Genomic DNA, 19,768 nt, shown 5'->3' on the forward strand with positions numbered 1-19,768 from the left:
CGCGAACGGGATGGAGAGAGATGAGACCGAGACCGCTCGTCACGGAACGCGAGGACGCCGATCCGTCCGCCGGGCCACCCGGCCCGCGCGGCGCCACCGTCGTCGTCAAGTTCGGCGGCAACGCCATGGTCGACGCGGCCCTCCAACGGACCTTCGCCCACGACGTGGTGGAGCTGTGGCGCACGGGCCTGCGCCCCGTCGTGGTGCACGGCGGCGGTCCCCAGATCAACACGATGCTCGACCGCCTGAGCCTGGAGAGCCGCTTCGAGGCGGGTCTGCGGGTGACCACACCGGAGACCATGCAGGTGGTTCGCATGGTGCTCACGGGCGGGGTCCAGCGTGAACTGGTCGGCCACATCAACAGCCACGGTCCGTTCGCGGTGGGGATGACCGGCGAGGACGCGCACACGATGACGGCGGTGCGACGTCCGGCCTGGGTTGACGGGCGGCCCGTGGACATCGGCCTCGTCGGCGACGTCGTGGACGTGAACCCGGGCATGCTGCGCACGCTCCTGGAACAGGGGCACATCCCCGTGGTCTCCCCTGTCGCCCGCGGCGAGGACGGGCAGGTCTACAACGTCAACGCCGATCTCGCCGCGTCCGCACTGGCCGTGGCGCTCGGCGCCGAGCGGCTCGTGATGCTCACCGATGTGGAGGGGCTGTACGCGGACTGGCCGCGCAGCACCGAGGTGATCGAGCGGCTGACCGCCGACGCGCTGCACACGCTCCTGCCGGGGCTGGCGAGCGGCATGCTGCCCAAGATGGAGGGCTGCCTACGGGCCGTCAGGGGCGGTGTGCGCCGGGCGCACGTGCTGGACGGCCGTGTGCCGCACGCGGTGCTGCGCGGCGTTCTCGACGAGGTCAGCCCCGGCACCACCGTGGTGCCCGGCCGCGTCGAGGACCAGGAAAGCGGGGCGGCGCGCCTCGCACCCGCCGCGGGCCGCGGCTGACGTACGCGGGTCCGCACGGCCGGCGACTCCGCACGGCCGTCCGGGCTGCGCCGGCGCTGTGAGCGCGGGTCGCCCGGCCCGCTCTCACAGCGCCAGCGCGAGCACCCGTGCGTTGCGGCGCGGGTCCAGGGAATCGGCCCAGGACGGGGGCGCCGACCCCACGTGCACGGGCGTGAAGCCATGGCGCAGGAACAGCGCGCCGTCCCCGGTCGTGGCCGTGAACAGCCCGGTGAGCGCCTGGGCGCCGGCCATGGCCAGCGCGGTGCGCAGGAGCCCGCCTCCCACCCCGCGCCCCTGTCTGTGGCCCGCCACACAGAAGTTGTAGAGGACACCCGCGGAGCCCGCGCCGTCCACCGCCCCCGCCGGATACGTCCGCAGGCCCACGCAGCCTTCGAGGGCGCCGCCGGGCGCCTGCGCCACGAGGAAGTCGGCCGCGTGGCGGGCGTAGTGTGAGGCGGGCCGGTCCCGGAGCGCCCCGGAGCGTACGAACGGCCACGCCAGGCCGGCGAGTGCGGCAGCGTCCGCCTCACGGGCCGGGCGGAGCAGGGGTGCCGGCGCGAGCCGCCCGTGGCGTACCGGGGCAGGGCCCGGCGTGACCGTGATCAAGACGTGTCCTCTTCAGGTTCCGCTGTCGGCATCGTTGCGCCAGGAAGGTCAGGCCTCCAACGGCCCGGCGAGGGACCGGGGGCGCAGATCGGTCCAGTGGGTCTCGACGAAGTCCAGGCACGCCTCGCGTGTGTTCTCCTCGAGGACGGTCCTCCACCCTCCGGGCACCTCGGCGAAGGACGGCCAGAGCGAGTGCTGGCCCTCGTCGTTCACCAGGACCAGGAAGCGGCCTTCGGGGTCGTCGAAGGGGTTGGTGCTCATTCCGCGTGTCCTCCTCGGGTCCGACGGGCCGGGGCGGCGCGTCGAGGGTGTGCGTCATGCCTTCGGGCGAGGTTCGGCCGGTATGGAAGAGAGAGCCGTGATTAGGTTAGGCTCGCCTAATCGACGCGAGCTTAGCCTCTCAACTTGCCGCTCACAAGGAGATGTTCATGCGCCGGGTGTTGGATCGGGTCCGCGAAGCGGGCAGCGGGGGCACGCCCTCGAGCACGTCCCTCCGGAGCGTCGGCGGCCGGCCGTGACGGCGCCCTCCGCAGGAGTAGAGCACGCCTTCGAGGCGTTCGGACTGTCCGGTGAGCCCGGCACCGACGCGTTCTGGACGGCGGCGCGGACACCCGCGTCGAGGCCCGTCGAGGACGGGGGCTGGGTGACGCTGTTCCTGTGGCGCGGGTCGCCCGCGAGCATCGGCTTCGAGAGCTGGTCGGACCCCGTGCCCCTGCGCCGGTGGGGCGCCACGGACTGCTGGTACGCCGAGGTGCCCATGCCGGCGCGGCTGCGGGTGACCTATCAGTTCCTCGATGACGGTGAGGCGGGCGGCGCCGCGTACGCCGACCCCCTCAACCCGGCGGGTGCGGGCGGTGACCGCTCCCTCGCGGCGACGCCGGACGCCCCGCCGCAGCCGCACTGGCCGGCGGTCGGTCCCGACGACGTGCTGCCCCTCCCCCGCACCCGTGTCCGCTGGGCGAGCGAGCGGCTCGGCGGGCGGCGCACCGTGCGGGTGCATCCGGCGGGCGGCGGCGGGCCGGTGGTCCTGCTGCTCGACGGGGACGACTGGCTGTATCTCCATCCGGCCATGGCCGCGTTCGACTCGGCCGTCGCCGCCGGTGATCTGCCTCCGGTCACCCTCGTCTTCCTCCCGGCCAAGGACAGGGAGGCCGAGTTCGCGTGCCGGCCGGAGCTCTGGGAGGCGGTCCGGGACGAACTGCCGCCGCTGGTCGCGGAGTCCGGAGTCCTCGCCGACTGGGACAAGCTGGTGGTCGCCGGGCAGAGCCTCGGCGGGCTGAGCGCGCTGTACGCGGCGCTGGAGTTCCCGGACCTGGTGTCCCGTGTCGCCTGTCAGTCGCCCTCGCTGTGGTGGGAGCCCGGGGCCCCGGAACGGCCCGACCCGCTGGGCGGTCCGGCCGGTGGCGCCCTCGCCGCACGTCTGCGGGAGCACCCCGGCCTGTCCGGGCTCCGGGTCGCGTTCGACGTGGGGGAACACGAGACGCGGATGCTGCCCCACTGCGAGGCGGCCGAGGCCCTGGCCCGGGAGGCCGGTGCGACGGTGCGGGTCTCCCGGTCGCCGTCCGGGCACGACCGGGCCGGCTGGCGGCACGCCCTGCTCAGGGATGTCGCCTGGGCGCTGGATCAGTAGGTCATCTGGCGACCGCCAGGCAGTAGTTCTCGTCGGTGGCCAGGAGGTTGCGATGGGTGTCCTCGGCGGCGATGACGCCGTCGTCCAGCACGAGGACCCGGTCGGCGGCATCCAGGAGGGCCGGGCTGCTGGTGAGCACGACGGTGGTGCGGCCCCGGCGGAGCTGCGCGAGGTTGCGCGCGATGAGCTGTTCGGTGACCGCGTCGACCGCCGTCGTCGGGTCGCGCAGGACGAGGATGCCGGAGTCGGCCGCGAGGGCCCGGGCCAGCGAGAGCCGCTGGCGCTGGCCGCCGGAGAGGTTCGCGCCCCGGTCGCGCACGGCGTGGTCGAGCCCCTCGCGGTGGAGGGCCACGACATCGGTCAGCAGTGAGGCCTCCACGGCTTCGGGGAGGATGCGGCTGGTGCCCGACGGATCGATGTTGGTGCGGAGACTGCCCGCGAAGATCTCCCCGTCGTACGGGTTCACCAGCATGTGTTCGCGCAGCGCCTCGATCGAGAGGTCCGTGATCTCCCGGCCGCCGATCCGCACCACTCCCTCGTAGTCCTGCGGCGGGACGTTCACCGCCAGGATCGACGCGAGGTCGGCCGCCGCGCGGGGCTGGTAGGCGGCGATGGCCACGAACTCGCCGGCGCGCACCTGGAACTTCAGCTCGCGCAGCGCCCCGTACCGCACACCGTCGATCTCCAGTTCCCCGTCCCCGGACGGGCTCTGTGTGCCCGGGGCCGTCAGCGGTGGTGCGGCGAGCACCAGGGCCATCCGCTCGGCCGAGGCGCGCGCCATCATCACGTACTTCGGCATCTCCGAGAACATCTTCAGGGGTTCCATGATGAACTGCGCCAGGCCCACGGCCATGACGAGCTCCCCGATGTTGATCCGGCCTCCGTACGCCAGCCAGCCGGCGGTCAGGGTCACGGCGGCGGCGAGCACCGCGTTGAGGGCCAGGGCGGTGCCGGCGTACACGCCGTTCACCCGGGCGACGGTGATCGCCTGCTGCTTCGCCTCCGTGCTGACCTTCCGGTAGGAGAGGAAGGCCGCCTGGTTGCCGCCGAAGCCGTGCAGCGGGCGCAGGCCGGTGATCAGGTCCGCGACCTTGGCTCCGGCCCGGGCGACCCTGGCCTGCTGTTCGCGGGTGCTCGAACCGATCCGCCGGGACATCACGCTGAGGATCGACAGGATGGCGACCGTTCCGACGATCACCAGCAGACCGAGCCGGATGTCCGCGAGGCCCAGGGCGACCGACGCGACCACCACCGCGACCAGCGAGCTGATCAGCAGCGGCACGACCTCGACGATGTCGGCGGTCTGGTCGGCGTCCTCGGTGGCGATGGTCAGCACCTCGCCCGACTTCAGGTCGACGTCCCTGGCCACGGGCTGGAGTCCGCAGGCGGCGACCTTCACCCGCCAGCGGTGCGCCTCGGTCGTGTTGGCCTTCTGCAGGACGCGCATCCCGAACCGCCACGACAGCGAGACGGTGGTGATGATCACCGCCAGCGCGCCGATCGACAGGCCGAGAGAGCCGAGGCTGCGGTCCTGCATCGTGTACTCGACGATCAGGCCCAGCGCGATCGGGAAGGCGGTCTCGCCGGCCTGGTAGAGGCCCATGAGGACGGTGCCCCGGACCACCGCGCCGGCGTTGCGGCGCAGGGCGGTCCGGAGGATGCCGGCCCCCTCCCGGGGGCCCTTGGGGTCAGGAGTTGTCATCAAGATGGCGGGCAATCGCTTCCGGGGTTCGAAGGGTGAGCAGATCACGGATCGTGATCACAGGACCGTACTCCCGGCGGAGCAGCCCGATCAGGCGCACCGCCAGCATCGAGTGTCCTCCGAGGGAGGCGAAGTCACTGACCGCGCTCACCTCGTCGTCGTCCAGGTCGAGTGCCTCGGCGAAGAACTCGCAGACCAGGATCTCGGTCCCGGTCTCCGGGGCGCGCTCCTCGACCATGGTCAGCACGCCGAGGGGCTTCGCCTCCGGCAGCGCCTTGGTGTCGGCCTTCCCGTTCACGGTCAGCGGGATCGCGTCGACCTGGGCGTAGTGCGTCGGGCGCAGGAAGTCCGGCAGCCCCGCGCCCGCCTCCGCGGCAACCGTGGCCAGGTCGGAGCCGTCCAGCACGAGGTAGGCGGCAAGCCGGTACGCTCCGTCGACCTGCGGGTCGGGCTGGGCGACCGCGGCGGCGAACCGCACCGCCGGATGGGCGGCGAACACGGCCTCCACCTCGCCCGGTTCGACCCGGTGGCCCCGGATCTTGACCTGCTGGTCGGTGCGGCCGAGGTACATCAGATTCCCGTCGGGCCGCCTGATCACCAGGTCCCCCGTGCGGTACATCCGCTCGCCGGGTGCGCCGAACGGGCACGCGACGAAGCGGTGCGCGGTCTGGGCGGGCTGCCCGAGGTAGCCGCGCGCGATGCCCACGCCCGACACGTAGAGCTCACCGGGAACCCCGTCCGGCAGGGGCCTCAGCCACGGATCGAGCACGTACACCTCGGTGTTGTCGATCGCCACGCCCACCACCGGGTCCTGGCACTCGAAGGTGCCGACGCCGAGGGTGTTGATGGTGTACTCGGTGGGCCCGTACAGGTTGTAGCCGGCCGTCCCCGGGGTCTCGGCGAGCCGCTGCCACAGCTGCGGGGTGACGGCCTCACCGCCCAGCAGCACGAGCGCGGGGCGCCGTTCGGGGTCGTCGAGCAGTCCCTCGGCGACCAGCTGCTGCGCGTAGGTCGGCGTCACGTTGATGACGTCGATCCCGTGCTCGGCGCAGTACTCGACCAGACGGGGCGCGTCGCGGCGCAGTTCCTCGTCGCAGATGTGCACCTCGTGGCCGTCGGCGAGCCACAGCAGCTCCTCCCACGACATGTCGAACGCGAACGAGACGGTGTGCGCGATCCGGAAGACGCGGTGTCCGTGGTCCGCCAGCACCGGTTCGAAGATGCGGCGCTGATGGTTGATCAGCATGTTGGTGAGCCCGGCGTACTCGGTGACCACACCCTTGGGCTTCCCGGTCGATCCTGAGGTGTAGATCGTGTACGCGGGGTGCTTCAGCCGGTCCGGGTCGTCCGGGGCGAACGTCACGCGGGGTTCGGCGTCCGGCAGCGGGCGGTCGAGTTCCATGAGCTCGCCGGTCAGCCGGTGCGACACCCCGCTCACGGTGAGGATCACGTCCGGACGGGCGCTGTCGACGATCGCGGCGATCCGCTCGTCCGGGTGGTCCAGCTCCAGCGGCACATAGGCGGCGCCGACGCGGAGTACGGCGAAGAGCGCCACGATCGAGTCGAGGGAGCGCGGGATCGCGAGGGCCACGGTCCGCTCGGGGCCGATACCGCGCCGGGCGAGGACCCCGGCCACCGCCCTGCTCCGGTCACGGAGTTCGGCGAAGGTCATGGCCGAGCCGTGGGAGACGAGGGCGGTCCGCCCCGGGTCGCGGTCGGCCGCCAGGTCGAAACGGTCGACGACCGTGTCCGTGCCGATGTCCGTGCGGGCGGCCGGCTCGGGTGCGGCCCCGAGTCCGCGCAGGGCACCGACCGGCCCGGTCGAACGGGCCAGGTCCTCCAGCACCCGCACGTAGTCGTCGACGAGCCGGCGGGCCCTGCCGCCGTCGCCGTCGCGGTACTCCAGCTTGACCGTGAGCCGGTCTCCGGGGGTGACGACCCAGGTAAACGGATAGTGCGTCGAGTCGTCGGCCTTCACCTCCGTGATGCCGTGCCTGGCGTTCATCTCGGCGAAGGCGTCCATGTCCAGGAAGTTCTGGAGAACGAACAGGTTGTCGAAGAGACTCTCGTGGCCGCCGGCCCGCTGGATCTCGCCGAGCCCCAGGTGCTCGTGCTCCATCGCCTCGATCCTGGCCGACTGGACGGCCGAGAGGTAGGCACGGACCGTGTCACCGGGCCGGGCCGACGTCCACAGGGGCACGGTGTTGAGCAGCACTCCGACGATGTCGGACAGCCCCTCGCCCTCGCGGCCGGAGACGGTCACGCCGAAGACGGCGTCGGAGCGGCCCGTGTGCGCGCCCAGCAGAAGGCCGAAGGCGCCGGTCAGCACCGTGTTCAGCGTGACGCCGTGCGTCCTGGCCGCGTCCCGCAGCAGTTCCGACTGTGCGGAGGACAGCTGGTGCACGAGTGCGCGCGGCAGTTCGTCCGCGAAGGCCGGCTGCGGTCCGGCCAGCAGCGTCGGGCTCGTGAGGCCGGCCAGGTGCTCCGCCCAGAAGCGCTCCGAGACGGCGGAGTCCTTGGCGTCGAGCGCCCTGGCGTACTCCTCGAAGCCGGGCGTGGCCGGGGCCGGGTCGAGTTCGCCCCCCGCGAGGACGGCCTCGTAGGCGTCGAACAGGTCCCGGAGCAGGATCTCGCGGGACCAGCCGTCCCATAGCAGCAGGTGGTAGCTGAGCAGCAGGCCGTCGCGCCCGCCGGGCAGCCGTACGACGGTCAGCCGGACCAGCGGCGGTTCGCCCGGGTCGAAGCCCGTGTCGCGGTCCCGGGCCCGCAGGGCGTCCACGGCCTCGTCCGTCGGCAGCTCGACCGTACGGACGGCGACCCGTCGGCCCGCCTTGAGGACCTGTACGGGGTTGCCCCGGTCGTCGGTGGTGAAGCCCGCGCCCACGACGGGGTGCCGTGCGATGACGTACGCCATCGCCTCGGCCAGCGCGTCGGTGTCGAGGCGCCGGTCGAAGGCGAACCAGCTCTGCGCGACGTAGTGTCCGGCCGGGCCCGCCATCTGCGCCTGGAAGAACAGGCCTCGCTGGAGCGGGGTGACGGGCGCCGTGCGTTCGGCGGTCGTGGAGGCGTCCGCGAGGCGTTCGAGTGCGGCGTTCCAGTGCTCGGTCACCTCGTCGGGGATGCCGTCGGCGAGGGTGAACTCCGCGTGCAGGCTTCGGGTGGCCCCGTCGGTCCAGGCGTTGACCTCGACGGCGTACGGGCTGCCCTGGTCGCCGCCCGTGATGCGCGGCGCCCGGGACTCGTCGCCCCGGCCGAGGTAGTTGAACAGCACCTGCGGGCGGGTGCCCAGCAGCGGGGCGGTCTGCGGGTCGAGGTATCTGAGCTGCCCGTAGGCCAGGTGCCCGCGCTCGTCCGGCTGGCGCTCGGCGACCTCGCGTGCGGCCGCGAGCGGGTCGGTGTGCGCGGTGAGGCGCACGGGTGCGATGGAGGTGAACCAGCCGACGGTACGGGTGTAGTCGTGGTGTTCCAGCACCGGGACACGGCCGTGCCGCTCCAGCTCGATCGCCAGATCCGTGGGCGAGGACTGCACATGCGTCAGCGCGGTGCGCAGCGCCCCGCACAGGAGCTCGGTCAGCCCGGTCCCGAGCGCGGCGGGCGCGGTGCGCGTCAGCCGGTCGCTCGTCTCGGGGGCGAGCACGGACGTGACCGTGCGCAGGCCGCTCCCGGCCGAGGGCAGGAGCGGGGGCGCCTGGAGGGTGGTGATCCAGTGCCCGAGGCTCGCGGTGGCATGGGCGGCCCCTGAGCTGAGGGCCTCGGCGTACGCGGCGTAGGACGTGGTCGGCGCCGGCAGCGCCGCACCGCGCATCGCGGCGGCGAGGTCGTCCAGCAGGATCAGCCAGGAGACCGCGTCGACCGCGAGGTGGTGGACGGTCACCACCAGGGTCCTGCTCGGCTCCAGCCAGGTGAACGCGATGACGTCACCGGCCTCCGGGTCGAGTCGCCCGGCGGCTTCGTTCGCGGCGGCCGTCGCGTCGGCCGTGTCCGTCCGGGCCACGGTGACCTCGCGGGCGGGACCGGTGCGCAGCGCCCACACCCCGTGCTCGACGCGCAACTCCATCCGGAGCACCGGGTGCGCGGCCACGACGGCGTTCGCGGCGCGCACGGCGTCGGCGAACCCGGTGTCCTCGGCCGCCTCCACGGTCCTGGCCTGGGCGAACCGGGCGAGGGACGCGCCCAGTTCCCGCTGGCGCAGGATGATCGGTGACGGCGTCAGCGGGCCGTCCTCGGGGACGACGGGCCCGGGTGACGGGGCCGGGGGTGCGTCCGCCGTCAGGTGTCCGGCGAGGGCGCGCGGTGTCTTGAGGAGGAACACGTCCCGGGGCGCGATCGGCAGCCCGAGTGCCCGGGCCCGGTTGATCACCGTGATGGCGACGATGCTGTCGCCCCCGGCCATGAAGAAGTCGGTGTCACCGTCCACGGCGGCGGCGCCGGGCAGGGTCTCGGCGAAGATGCCGATCAGCGCGTCCAGCGCGGAGGCGCTCCCGGCAGCGGCCGGGGTGTCGTCCTGTGCGGCTCGCTCGGCCAGCACCTTGCGGTCCAGCTTGCCGTTGACGGTCAGCGGCAGGGCACCGACCGGGAGCACGCGGCCGGGGACCATGTGCGCGGGAAGCTTCGCGGACAGCAGGGCGGTCAGGTCTCCGGGCACCCGGCCCACGAGGTGGGCGACCAGGTGGTCGCCGTCGGCCGCCACCGTGACGGCGACGTCGACCACGCCGTCGAGCTCACGGATCGCGGACTCCACCTCGCCCAATTCGATGCGGAAGCCCTTGAGCTGTACCTGGTCGTCGGCGCGGCCGGTGAATTCCAGCTCGCCGTCGAGCGTGCGACGGGCGAGGTCGCCCGTGTGGTACATGCGGGAGCCGTCGTCCGCGAACGGGTTGGCCACGAAGCGGCCGGCGGTCAGTCCGGGCCTGCCGAGGTAGCCGAGGGAGACCTGGTCGCCCGCGACGTAGATGGCGCCCTCCCGGCCCGGCGGCACCGGCCGGAGACGGTCGTCGAGCAGATAGGTGGTCAGGCCCGGGATCGGTCCGCCGATCGGGCTGACGTCGGCGCCGAAGTCCTCGTCGGTGAGCACCCGGTGGGTGACGTGGACGGTGGTCTCGGTGATGCCGTACATGTTGACCAGCTCGGGCGTCCCGGTGCCGTGGCGCTCGACCCAGCCGCGCAGGCGTCCCGGGTCCAGCGCCTCGCCGCCGAAGATGATCCGGCGCAGGGCGGGGAGGGGCTCACCGGCGTGCCGGTCGGCCTCGACGAAGCGGTAGAAGGCGGACGGTGTCTGGTTGAGGACGGTCACTCCGCGCTCGCGGACCAGCCGGTGGAAGTCCACCGGGGAGCGGGTCAGCCCGTAGTCCGGCACGAGGAGTTCACCGCCGTGCGTCAGCGCGCCCCACAGCTCCCAGACGGCGAAGTCGAAGGAGAAGGAGTGGAACTGGACCCACACGTCGTGCGGGCCGAAGTCCATGGCAGGCCGCGTGTTCTCGAGCAGGGCCACCACGCTGGAGTGCGGGACGACGACGCCCTTGGGCCTGCCGGTCGATCCGGAGGTGTAGATCACATAGGCGGGGTCGTGCCATCCGTGCCCGGTCGCGGCGGGGTTCGCGGCGTCCTGCCGCGGTGTCTCCTCGCCGGTCACGAGCACGCGGGCCGGCACACCGCTCCGGTCCAGCAGCCCGGTGAACCGCTCGCGCTCCGCGGGGTCGACGAGGACGACCTGCGGTGCGGCGTCGGTGAGGATGTACTCCAGCCGGTCGTCGGGGTACGCCAGGTCCAGCGGCACGTACGCGCCGCCCGCGCTGACGACGGCGATCAGGGCGACCACCTGCTCCAGGGAGCGGGGCACGGCGACGGCGACGCGCGTGCCCGGACCGGCACCGGCGGCACGCAGGGACGCCGCCAGCTCGTCCTTGGCGTCGGCCAGTTCGCGGTAGGTCAGCGAGGTGGCCGAGCCGTCCAGACCGCACAGCGTGACGGCCGGGGAGTCCGGGCCGCGCCGCGCCGCCGCGTCGAACAGCCGGTCCAGGGTCGTCGGGGTGATCCGGGCGGGCAGCCCGGTCTCGTCCGGCGCGAGTTCGCCGACCAGGGCGTCCTGCCGGGTGAGCAGGCCGGTGAGGGTCCGGGTGAAGGTGTCCAGGATCGCCCGGGCGCTCTCCTCCCTGAGCAGCTCGCCGTCGTAGATCAGGTTGAAGCGCGGACGGCCGTCGGGCTCGCGCTCCACGACCAGGGTGAGCGGGTAGTGGGGGGCGCCCTCGTTGACGATGCCGGTGATGACCAGCTCGTCGCCGTGACCACGCAGCTCCCCCACGTCGGTGGCAACGTCGAAGACCACCAGCGTGTCGAACAGGGAGCCGCCACCGCCCGTCCGGCGGGCGATCCTCGCCAGCGAGACGTGCTGGTGCGGCAGCACCGCGCTCTGGTGTTCCCTCACCGAGGCGAGGAGCTCGCGCGCCGTGGTGCGGTCGTCCCAGCGGGCCCGCACGGGAACGGTGTTGATGAACAGGCCCACCATGTCCCCGATGCCGGGCACATCGGCGTCGCGGCCGGAGACGGTGGAGCCGAACACCACGTCGTTGCCGTGCAGGATGCCGCCGAGGGCGAGCGCCCAGGCGCTGTGCACGGCGACGCTGAAGGGCACGCCCGCGGACCTGACACCGTCGTCGATGTCGTCCGCCGGCACCACCGAGGTGTCCGTGAACCGGTCGGACGGGGTGTGTCCTTCGGCGACCAGCGAGGGTCCGGGCAGACCGGCGAGCTGGTCGTGCCACACCCGGTCGCTCTCGTCCTCGTCGAGTCCGGAGAGCCACCGCACGTACTCGGGAAAGCCTCCGGCCGGGTAGAGGCTGCCCGGCGCGTGGTACTCGGCCAGCAGGGCGCGGAGCATGGGCGGCACCGACCAGCCGTCGGCGATGATGTGGTGCACGGTCTGCACCAGTACGTTGCGCCCGCCGCCCGCGCGGATGAGCGTGTACCGCATCAGGGGTCCCGTGGCCAGGCCGAACCCGGCGCGGCGGTCGTGCTCGGCGTGCTCGCTGATCTCCGCCTCGGTGATCCCCGGGCGGTCCAGGGTGGTGAAGGGAGCGGTGACACCCCTCTCCAGGACGGAGACCACACGGCCGTCGGCGAGGGCGGTGAAGCGCGCGGCCAGGTTCGGGTACAGCGTGAGCAGCCGGTTCGCCGCCGCCGCGAGACGGGCGGGGTCCACCTCGCCCTCCAGGGTCAGCAGCTGCTGTTCGACGTAGCTGCCCGCCGAGTCGTCGTCGAAGACCGAGTGGAAGTACAGGCCCTCCTGCAGCGGGGTCAGCGGCAGGATGTCGCGCAGCGCGGGGCCGTCCAGGGCGTCCACGTCGGCCTGGGTGAGCGGTACGAGGCCGAAGTCGCCGGGAGAGTGACCGCCCTGGTCGAGTGCGGCGATTCCGGTCAGCGCCTCCGTCAGATAGGCGCCGACGGTCGCGATGTCCTCGTCGGTGAACATCCCCTCGGGCCAGGAGATGGTGGTGACCAGCTCGTGGGCGCCGGTCGGGCCGGGTTCGGCGATCGCGTTGAACTCCAGGGCGCGCGGCAGTCGCATCCTCGGGTCGCGCTTCTCGCCCAGCTGCCCCGCGGCGCCCGCGAACTGCCAGTCCCCCGAGGTGCCGGAGCCGAAGCGTCCCAGGTAGTTGAACAGCACCTGGGGGGCCGGTGCCTCGAACGCGGTGCCGTGCAGATACCGCAGGGCTCCGTAGGACAGGCCGTTGCCCGGAACCCGGGCGAGATCGTCCTTGACCGCCTTGAGCGCGGCGGCCAGATACGCGGGCGCGGTGGGATCGTCCGTCGCCCCGGGGTCCACGACCACGGGGAAGAGCGTGGTGAACCAGCCCACGGTGCGGGACAGTTCGGGCTCGAAGCCGGCTGTGCCCGCCACGAACCGCCCCTCGCGGCCGTGGCCCTCCAGCTCGATGTGCGCGAACGTCTGGTCCTGCCCGAGGTCGCGGCGCCACCGGGCGAGGGCGACGGCCAGCCCGGTCAGCAGCACGTCGTTGACGCCCGCGTGGAACTTCGCGGGTATCTCCCCCAGCAGCGCGGCGGTGGCGTCGGGGCCGACCTGGACGGTGAGGACGCGCTCCCGGGCGACGGTGTCGGCCGGGGACGGCGCACGCCGGCCCACCGGGTGGTCGGTTCCCGGCAGAGGGCGCAGGTAGTGGGCGCGGTCCGCCGCGAAGTCCGTACGCTCCAGAAGCTGCGTCCAGCGCCGGAAGGAGGTGCCGACCGGGGGCAGTTCGACCGGCAGACCCGTGGAGATCTGCTGCCATGCGGTGGCCAGGTCCTCCATGAGCACACGCCAGGACACCCCGTCGATCACCACGTGGTGGACGGCCACGACCAGCTGACGTTCCGCGCGGCGCCAGACGGCGCGCAGCATCACTCCGCCGTCCGGGTCGAGGCCTTCGGTGGCGAGGTCCACACAGGCGTCGAGCGGCAGACCGCTCTCCTGCCACCCCGCGACGGCGCCGTCGGCCTCCGGGATGTCGAAGCTCCAGCGGTCGCCGCGCACCAGCTTCGCGCGCAGCATGCCGTGCCGCTCCACGAGCGCGGTGAGGACGCGGTCCAGGGTCTCGGCGGTCAGCTCGGCCGGGGCGTTCAGGACGACGGACTGCACGAAGCCGTCGATGGCGTCCGTCGTCCCGCCGAGCCACTGCACGATGGGCGATCCCACGACGGGTCCGGTCGGGACGTCGTCGTGCTCCGCGGTGGAGACGTCCTCGCGGCCGGCCACCGCCGCCAGCGCTCCCACGACGCTGTGGGTGAAGACCTGCCGTGCCGTGACGAAGAGTCCCGCCTCGCGCAGTGCGCTCAGCAGGGAGATCGCCAGGATGCTGTCCCCGCCGAGGCGGAAGAAGTCCTGGTCGACTCCGACCTCGTCGAGCTGGAGCACGGCCGCCACCGTCGCGCACACCACGCGCTCGTTCTCGGTGACGGGCGCGACGACGGTGCCCGTACCGACGTGGGGTTCCGGCAGCGCGCCGCGGTCGAGCTTGCCGTTGGCGGTGAGGGGGAACTCCTTCAGGACGACGATGTGGGCGGGCACCATGTACTCCACCATGTGCCCGGCGGCCCATGCCCGGACGTCGTCCGCCCGCAGTTCCTCGCCGGCGGTCGCCGGGATCACGTATCCCACCAGATAGGTGCCGCCCGCCGAGTTCTTCTTCGCGACGACGCAGGTGTGGCGTACGGAGGGGTGCTCCGCGAGACCGATCTCGACGTCCTCGATCTCCAGCCGCATGCCGCGGATCTTGATCTGGTTGTCGGCGCGGCCGAGGAAGTCCAGCGAGCCGTCCGGGGCGAACCGTGCGAGGTCTCCGGTCCTGTACAGCCGGGAGCCGTCGTCCGCGAAGGGGTTGGCGACGAACCGGGACGCCGTCAGGCCGGGCGCGTTGACGTATCCGCGCCCCAGGAGGAACCCTCCCACGTACAGCTCGCCGCCGACCCCGACCGGGACCGGGCGCAGTTCGTCGTCCAGCACGTACAGCTGGGTGTTGGGGTTGGCCCTGCCTATGGACGTCGACAGGCGTTCCGCTTCGCCCCGGTAGATGACGTGCGAGACTCCGATCGTCGTCTCGGCCGGGCCGTAGCCGTGGTACATGGGGATGTCGAGCCGGGTGCGGAAGCGCTCGTACAGTTCCGGGGTCAGCACCTCACCGCCGCACCAGACGTGCCGCAGGCTGTCCAGCCGACCGGATTCGCCTGCCATCTCCAGCAGTACGTCGAGCATCGACGACACCAGGTACGTGAAGGTCACGCGCTGCTCGGCGATCACACTGAGCAGGTGGTGCGGGTCGCGTTCGCCGCCGGGCCTCAGGACCACCAGCCTGCCGCCGCACACCAGCGGCAGGAAGATCTCGTTGATGGAGATGTCGAAGGACAGCGGTGCCTTGAAGAGGGACGCGTCGTCGTGGCCGAAGCCCAGGATCTCGTCGACCTGCCAGAGCAGGCGTTCGCTGATCGCCTCGTGGCGGATCATCGCGCCCTTGGGCCGTCCGGTCGAGCCGGAGGTGAAGATCACGTAGGCCAGGGCGTCACCGGGGACGGCGACCTCGGGTGCCTCGACGGGGCGGGCGCCGAACCGCCAGTCGCCGAGGCCCACGGCCACGGCCGCCGGCTCGTCGGGGTCGTGCTCACCCGAGTCGTTGAGCTGGAGCACGACCCGGGCGTCCTGGATGACGACGGCGCGGCGCGCGGCGGGCCACTGCGGGTCGAGGGGCACGAACGCGCACCCGGCCTGCAGCACACCGAGGAGTCCGATCACCATGTCCGCGGAGCGGCCCAGCGAGATGCCGACGACCTGTTCGGCGGTGAGCCCCCGGCCGATCAGCTCGTGTGCCAGCTGGGCGGAGTACTCAACCGCCTGACGGTACGTCAGCGATCGTTCCTCGTCGACGACGGCGACGGCGTCCGGCCTCAGGCGCGCCTGTTCGCGGAACATCTCCACGATGGTCGGGCGGACGCGATCGGCCCCGGTGTCGTTCCACCGGGTGAGGGCCTCGATCCTCGCCGCCGCGTCGGAGGGGGCAATGGTGCCGACCGGCCGGTCGGGGAAGTCGGTGAGGTCGTCCAGCGCGAGCTGTGCCTCGCCGCGGTCGACGCCTTCGGGGACGGTGATGGCGGATCCGTCGGCGGCTGCCGCCCAGCCCTCGGGCGCGCTGCCGCCGTTGTCGGCCCAGCCGAGCACGTCGGTGAACAGGGTGCCGGGAGCGAGCTCCATGCCGTCGGGACTGCGGCCCGTCGCCCAGTACGCCAGCCCGACGGCGCACGCCTGCGCGATGGTCCTGTCGGAGTAGTCGCCGGCACGCCTGCGTACGTCGGCCAGGTGTGCGGGAGAGAGCAGCACCGGACGGGCAATCGGATCCGTCATCGAAGACTCATCGTCCTTCCAGCGTAGAAAAGCTGGGCTCGGCCCCACTCGGGCCCGGCCCCAACGGACTTGATCCGGACTCGGACCAGAACCGGTTCGCCGTTGAACCAGCTCGGACCCGGCTCGGCTCGGGCTCGCTCAGCTGCCCTCTCGCCAGGCCCGCCACAGCCGGGCGTACCGGCCTCCCAGAGCCACCAGCTCGTCGTGCGTGCCCTGTTCCACCACGCGTCCCGCGTCGAGCACCGCGATCCGGTCCGCGGCCATCGCCTGGGTCAGGCGGTGCGCCACGAACAGCGTGGTCCTGCCGGAGCACGCGGCCAGTACGGACTTCTCCAGTTCGGCGGCGCCCTCGCTGCCCGCCTCCGCGGTCGACTCGTCGAGCACCACCACCGGTGCCCGGGTCAGCACCAGCCGGGCCAGGGCGATCTGGGCCACCTTCGTGACGTCCAGGCGTTCGCCGCCCTCACCGACCAGGGTGCCGAGGCCGTCGGGCAGTGCCTCGACCCAGCCGTCGGCGCCGACGGTGCGCAGCGCGTCGGCCAGTTCGGCGTCGGTCGCTCGCGGGGCGGCCAGACGCAGGTCGTCGGCGAGCGGACCGGAGAACACGTGCGTCTCCTGCGTCAGGATGCTCACCAGGGCCCGCGCGCCGGCCTCGTCCAGTTCGGAGAGCTCGTGCGGCCCGATGCGCACCGAACCGGTCTGCGGGGTCCCGATGCCCGCGATCAGCGCGGCCAGGGTCGACTTGCCCGCGCCGGTGGCACCGACGAGGGCGAGCGAACCGCCGGCCGGGATCGTCAGGCTGACGTCCCGCAGGACCGGCTCGTCGGAACCGGGATAGGTGAAGGTCAGTCCTTCGACCTCCACAGCGTGCACGGTGTCCGCCCGCGCCACGGAGGTGTCTCCCACGAGCCGGTCCTCCGCCGCCTCCCCCAGCACCCCGACGAGCCGGGTGAGGCTCGCGCCCGACTTCTGCGCCTCGTCGAAGGTGAACATGATGGCGCCGAGCGGGGTGAACAGCCGGTGGAACATGAGCGGGGCCGCCGACACCTGGCCGAGCGTGGCGGCATCGGCCTCCAGCAGGGCGTATCCCACGACGAGGATGAGGACCAGGCCGATGAACTCGGCGCGGTTCTCCCTGCCGACGAACCGGCCGAAGATCCGGAAGACGTCGATCCCGAGCTCGCGCACCCGCCACGACTTGGCGGTGACCTTCTCCCGGAACGCGTCCTCCAGGCGGTAGGCCCGGACGGTGTCTATGCCGTTCAGACCGCTGATCAGCGACTGCGCCCGCTCGGCCTGCGCGGCCCGCTGCTTCTGGTAGAGCGGGGCGGACCGGGGCAGGTACCAGCGCAACGCCAGAGCGTACGCGGGCAGCGCGCCGGCCCCTGCCAGACCGAGCCGCCAGTCCAGTCCGAACATCCCGATCGTGGCGATGGCGACGAGCACGCCCGCCGAGAACACGGTGGGGATCGCCGTACGGATGCCCCGGGACAGCACGGCCACGTCGTCGCCGACCCGGGAGAGCACATCGCCCCGGCCCACCTGTTCGACCCGTGCGCTCGGCATGCCCAGGACCGCCCTGACGGCGCCTTCCCGGAGCTGTGCGAGCAGATCCGCTCCCAGCCGCCCGGTCAGATACGTCGACACCGCGGTGACCGCCGCGCCGAGCAGCGCGGCGGCCCCCATCAGGATCCCGATCGTGACCAGGACCGAACGTCCTTCGCCGTCGACAACCCCGTCGACCACCCGGCCGAGGAGCAGCACCGGGAGCACCTGGAGCGCCGCCCCGGCCACCGTGCTGAGCACGGTGGCGGCGGTCAGCCACGGCACTTCGCGGCAGCGGGCCGCGACCCATCGGGTGGACTCGCCTCCGGCCGCCGTGTGCAGGGTGGCCGGGGCGACGCGCGTGTCGGTGACGCTCACTCAGGTACCGGTCCGGTCCTTCGAAGGGACGGGTGGATCCGCATCACTGGTCGACCGACTTGACGAGCTCGTCGATGGCGTAGGGCAGGGAGAGCAGGGTGCCCTGGGACATGGCCGCGCCGACGGCCGGGCCCTCGCTGTCCAGGAGGTAGGAGACCTTGCCCTCCTTGGCCGCGGGGAGGTTGGCGAAGAGCTCGAACTTCTTCAGCGCCTCCTGGTCGGCCTTGTCGTTGATGACGAAGATGCGGTCGACGTCGATCAGGTCCATGCGCTCGGGGGAGAGCTGGGTGTAGAACTGGCCGTCCGCGATCTCGTCGATCTTCGTGTTGCCCTTGAAACCGATGCCCGTCACCAGCCGTCCGCGCACATCGGTGGTGGTGAAGGGGGCGACCTTGTCCTCGTACCAGGACAGCGCGACAGCGGTCTGGTCCGCGAACTCCGGGTGCGCCTCGGCCGCGGCGTCCAGCTTCTCCTGGATGCCCTCGACCAGCGCGGCGCCCTCCTTCTCCTTGCCGAGCGCCTTGGCGATGTGCACGGCGTTGTCCTGCCAGGGGGCGCTGAAGAGTTCCTTCTCGGTCTTGGTGCGGCCCACCGTCGGGGCGATCTTCGACAGCTTGTCGTAGGCGGCCTTGTCGATCTCGGAGTAGACCGCGATGATCAGATCGGGGCGCAGGGAGGCGATCTTCTCGTAGTTGGGACCGGAGTCGCCGTTGCTCATGACGACCTCGGGCTTGGTGTCACCCCACTTGTCCTTCACCCAGGGCCACTGGGTGTTGATGTCGGGGGACGTGCCCGCGGGGTTCGGGTACTGGTCGACCATGCCGACCGGCTTGGTGCCCAGCGCCAGGATGGCCTGGTCGTCGGTGTAGCCGACCGAGACGACCCGCTGGGGGGCCTTGGTGACCTTCGTCGATCCGAACGCGTGCTCCACGGTGACCGGGAAGGCGCCGGCGTCCGAGGCCGCTGCCGTCGCCTTGTCGCTCGTCTCGTCCGCCGTGTCGGAACCGCATCCCGCGAGGAGGCCGACGCCGAGCGTCACGGCCGACACCGTCGCGGCCACGCGCCGCCATGGCTTCAGAAACGTCGTTCTGTGGAAAGGCATTCGAATTCCCCTGCTTTCGCGCTGTCCGCTACGCCCCGACCGAGGCAGCCAAACACTACCCATACGAGATGAGGTTAGCCTAGCCTAACTCTGCCAATTTCCGGCAGGAAACCATCAGTTGATCTGAACGTGCGTGCGACCTATCGGAACGATGAGCGGACGGTCGCCGACCGGGTCGTCGATCACCTTGGCCCGTAGCCCGAACGCCTCGTCGAGGAGCTCGGCGGTGATCACGTCGCACGGGTGTCCCTGCGCCAGGATCTCCCCCGCCCGCATGACGACGAGGTTGTCGCTGTAGCGGGTGGCCAGATTGAGGTCGTGGAGCACCATGACCACGGTGCGGCCCGACTCGTGCAGGTCGTCCACCAGGTCGAGTACGTCGACGGCGTGCGCCAGGTCCAGATAGGTGGTGGGCTCGTCCAGCAGCAGCAGATCGGTGCCCTGAGCCAGCGTCATCGATATCCAGACGCGCTGGCGCTGGCCGCCGGAGAGCGAGTCGACAGGCCGGTCGGCCAGTTCGGACACCCCGGTCATGGCCAGCGCGCGTTCCACGACGGACGCGTCGTCCGACGACCACTGCCGCAGCCAGCTCTGGTGCGGATGGCGCCCCCTGGCGACCAGGTCGGCCACCGTCAGCCCCTCCGGGGCGACCGGGGCCTGCGGGAGCAGCCCGAGCTTCTTCGCCACCTCCCGGGTCCTGAGCGTGGCGATGTCCTGGCCGTCCAGGACGACGCTGCCGCCCGTCGGCTTGAGCAGCCGGGTCAGGGTGCGCAACAGGGTCGATTTCCCACAGCCGTTGGGGCCGATGATCGTGGTGATCAGGCCCGAAGGGATCACCACGTCGAGGCCGTCGATGACGGTCCGGCCGCCGTAGCCGACCGTGACCCCTCTCGCCGCCAGTCGTGGGACGTCGTCGACCGCGGAATCGGTCTTGGTCGTGCGCTGAGCCGCCACAGGCCCCCCTTGTCCG

General features: G+C 72.2%; 9 protein-coding genes. 2 read left to right on the forward strand and 7 right to left on the reverse strand.

What is annotated here, in order from left to right:
• Positions 1 to 20 precede the first annotated feature (20 nt).
• On the forward strand, positions 21 to 950 hold the full coding sequence (gene argB, locus AMK10_RS31990) for an acetylglutamate kinase (RefSeq protein ID WP_073752408.1): 930 nt from the start codon (positions 21 to 23) through the stop codon (positions 948 to 950).
• An 84-nt stretch (positions 951 to 1,034) separates the two neighbouring features.
• Here the strand turns inward: argB and AMK10_RS31995 are convergent, their stop codons facing one another.
• Together AMK10_RS31995 and AMK10_RS32000 are read right to left on the reverse strand one after the other, a co-directional pair.
• Complete coding sequence (locus AMK10_RS31995) at positions 1,035 to 1,556, reverse strand: GNAT family N-acetyltransferase (RefSeq protein ID WP_073752410.1); 522 nt, start codon at positions 1,554 to 1,556, stop codon at positions 1,035 to 1,037.
• A 48-nt stretch (positions 1,557 to 1,604) separates the two neighbouring features.
• Entirely contained in the window at positions 1,605 to 1,817 is a 213-nt protein-coding gene (locus tag AMK10_RS32000; protein ID WP_073752412.1) for an MbtH family protein, read from the reverse strand.
• 253 nt (positions 1,818 to 2,070) lie between these two features.
• Between AMK10_RS32000 and AMK10_RS32005 the strand changes: the two genes are divergently transcribed.
• On the forward strand, positions 2,071 to 3,186 hold the full coding sequence (locus tag AMK10_RS32005) for an alpha/beta fold hydrolase (RefSeq protein ID WP_073752414.1): 1,116 nt from the start codon (positions 2,071 to 2,073) through the stop codon (positions 3,184 to 3,186).
• Between the two features lies 1 nt (position 3,187).
• Here AMK10_RS32005 and AMK10_RS32010 read toward each other — a convergent pair whose 3' ends face one another.
• The 5 genes from AMK10_RS32010 to AMK10_RS32030 form a co-directional block, all read right to left on the reverse strand.
• On the reverse strand, positions 3,188 to 4,888 hold the full coding sequence (locus AMK10_RS32010; RefSeq protein WP_073752416.1) for an ABC transporter ATP-binding protein: 1,701 nt from the start codon (positions 4,886 to 4,888) through the stop codon (positions 3,188 to 3,190).
• On the reverse strand, positions 4,875 to 15,773 hold the full coding sequence (locus AMK10_RS32015; protein WP_073752418.1) for a non-ribosomal peptide synthetase: 10,899 nt from the start codon (positions 15,771 to 15,773) through the stop codon (positions 4,875 to 4,877). Before AMK10_RS32015 ends, AMK10_RS32010 begins: the two co-directional genes overlap by 14 nt.
• A 138-nt stretch (positions 15,774 to 15,911) precedes the next feature.
• Positions 15,912 to 17,696: an ABC transporter ATP-binding protein gene (locus AMK10_RS32020; protein WP_073752420.1), complete on the reverse strand. Its 1,785-nt coding sequence runs from the start codon at positions 17,694 to 17,696 to the stop codon at positions 15,912 to 15,914.
• Between the two features lie 43 nt (positions 17,697 to 17,739).
• The gene (locus tag AMK10_RS32025; protein WP_073752422.1) at positions 17,740 to 18,798 is read right to left on the reverse strand and encodes an iron-siderophore ABC transporter substrate-binding protein; all 1,059 of its coding nucleotides are present in this window, start codon (positions 18,796 to 18,798) and stop codon (positions 17,740 to 17,742) included.
• Positions 18,799 to 18,912: 114 nt separating this feature from the next.
• Positions 18,913 to 19,752: an ABC transporter ATP-binding protein gene (locus tag AMK10_RS32030; protein WP_073752424.1), complete on the reverse strand. Its 840-nt coding sequence runs from the start codon at positions 19,750 to 19,752 to the stop codon at positions 18,913 to 18,915.
• Positions 19,753 to 19,768 lie beyond the last annotated feature (16 nt).

The organism is Streptomyces sp. CB02058, from assembly GCF_001905505.1.
Lineage (GTDB): Bacteria > Actinomycetota > Actinomycetes > Streptomycetales > Streptomycetaceae > Streptomyces.

Bases quoted from the DNA above. Each gene is read 5' to 3' on its own strand.
- argB (WP_073752408.1), top strand. From the start codon at position 21: ATGAGACCGAGACCGCTCGTCACGGAACGCGAGGACGCCGATCCGTCC.
- AMK10_RS32000 (WP_073752412.1), bottom strand. From the start codon at position 1,817: ATGAGCACCAACCCCTTCGACGACCCCGAAGGCCGCTTCCTGGTCCTG.
- AMK10_RS32010 (WP_073752416.1), bottom strand. From the start codon at position 4,888: ATGACAACTCCTGACCCCAAGGGCCCCCGGGAGGGGGCCGGCATCCTC.
- AMK10_RS32015 (WP_073752418.1), bottom strand. From the start codon at position 15,773: ATGACGGATCCGATTGCCCGTCCGGTGCTGCTCTCTCCCGCACACCTG.
- AMK10_RS32025 (WP_073752422.1), bottom strand. From the start codon at position 18,798: ATGCCTTTCCACAGAACGACGTTTCTGAAGCCATGGCGGCGCGTGGCC.